This window comes from Mesorhizobium sp. M7A.F.Ca.CA.004.12.1.1, assembly GCF_003997835.1.
Lineage (GTDB): Bacteria > Pseudomonadota > Alphaproteobacteria > Rhizobiales > Rhizobiaceae > Mesorhizobium.
In genome coordinates this window covers 1-1,822 of sequence record NZ_RZRK01001036.1, presented here as the reverse complement: position 1 = coordinate 1,822, position 1,822 = coordinate 1, and the positions used below count along the sequence as shown (strand labels likewise).

Below are 1,822 nucleotides of genomic sequence, written 5' to 3'. Positions count from 1 at the left end.
CGCTGCTTCTCTGGCTGCTGCCGCGCCTTGCTCTTGGCTCGGAAGCCCCGACCTTGATGGCCGCGCGCCTGCCGCGCGCAAGCCGGCCCGGCCTTATGCTGACGGCGATCGGCCTGGCCTTGCTTTTGCTGCTCGGGCTGGCCCTGCTCTATGGACCGGGCCCGCATGGCTGGAACTTCGCCTTCGGCGACGAGCTGCAGCCTTTGCTGTCGTGGCGGTGGCCCCGCGTGCTTGCCGCGCTGAGCGCCGGGGCGATGCTGGCGCTTGCCGGGCTGATGATGCAGCGGCTGACCGGCAATCCGATGGCCAGCCCGGAAGTGCTTGGCATCAGCGCCGGTGCTGCGCTCGGCATGATGGTGGCGCTGTTTGCGCTCTCGGATGCCGGACGCCCGGTTCAGACGGCGGCGGCAACCATCGGCGCCTTCGCCGCTTTGCTGGTGACGCTGGCGATCGGCCGCCGTGCCGCCTATGCGCCGGAGCGGCTGCTGCTTGCCGGCGTTGCTCTGACGGCCTTGTTCGACGCGCTGATCCTGGTGCTCACCGCCACCGGCGATCCGCGTGCCATGCTGCTGCTCAACTGGCTGACCGGTTCGACCTATGGCGTCGATGTCGGTGACGCCTTGCTCACCGGTGGCATCGCCGTCTGCCTCTTCGCACTCGCGCCTTTCTTCATGCGTTGGCTCGACATCCTGCCGCTTGGCCCCGCCGCTGTGCAAGGCCTTGGCATTGACCTGAAGAGGACGCGGCTTCTCGTGCTGCTGGTGGTCGCGGCACTCACCGCAGCCTCGACGCTGATCGTCGGTCCGCTGACCTTCATCGGCCTGATGGCGCCGCACCTTGCCCGTCGCCTTGGCCTCTCCCGTGCGCTGCCGCAGGCCGTTGGCGCGGTGCTCGCCGGCGCGCTGATCATGGTCGCCGCCGACTGGGTGGGCCGCACCGCCATCTTCCCGCGCCAGGTCCCGGCCGGTCTCGTCGCCACACTGATCGGCGGCCCGGTGCTGATGTGGCTGCTGCGCCGCCGCTGACCTTTAGCCCTTGTGGAGATATCGATGTCCAAGTCGATGCCAGCCTTGATCGCCGACACCACGGTCCACGATCTTGTCCCGGCGCAGGGCGGCGCCCCCTGGCGGATATTCCTGCATGTGCCGTCCGGGCCGGTGCCCGAGGCCGGCTGGCCTGTGCTCTACATGACCGACGGCAACGCCGTCATCGGCACGGCGGTCGACGCCATGCGCGCGCAGGCCTTCTATCCAACGGGCACCAATGTCGGCTGGGGCGTCATCGTCGCCATCGGCTATCCCGTCGAGGGCGCCTATGACCCGCTGCGCCGCTCATGGGATCTCGGCCCGCCGCCGGGCAAGACCTATCCGCCCTTCTATGAGGGCACGCCCGAAGTCCGGACCGGTGGGGCAGGGGAGTTCCTTGCCTTCATCGAGGACGAGTTGAAGCCGTGGGTCGCCAGTCGGATCACGGTCGACGCTAGCCGCCAGGCGCTTTATGGCCATTCCTTCGGTGGCTTGTTTGCGCTCTATGCCCTGTTCACGCGGCCCTCGGCCTTCCAGACCTGGATCGCGGCGAGCCCCGCCATCTATTGGGAAGACCGTGCCATCGATCGCTTTCTCGAAACCTTCGAGGCCGCCATCCCCGCTGGTTTGGCGACGACCGTGATCCTGTCGGCCGGCGAGTACGAGACCGAGAAGCTGGCGCCGTTTCAGATTGGCGCCGAGGACGAGGAAAAGCGCCTCCAGCAGAAGAAGGTGACATGCACCGACGAATTCGCGCGGGCAATGGCGCAGCGGCTTGATGCTCTCCCGGGCGTGCC

The 1,822-nt window shown here is 68.1% G+C and carries 2 protein-coding genes; both read left to right on the top strand.

Annotation, left to right across the window (positions count from 1 at the left end; all coding sequences use genetic code 11):
- On the top strand, positions 1-1,025 hold a 1,025-nt coding region (locus EN984_RS33255; RefSeq protein WP_164765864.1), incomplete at its 5' end, for an iron chelate uptake ABC transporter family permease subunit.
- Between the two features lie 24 nt (positions 1,026-1,049).
- The coding region (locus EN984_RS33250; protein ID WP_164765863.1) for an alpha/beta hydrolase-fold protein at positions 1,050-1,822 on the top strand (773 nt) is incomplete at its 3' end.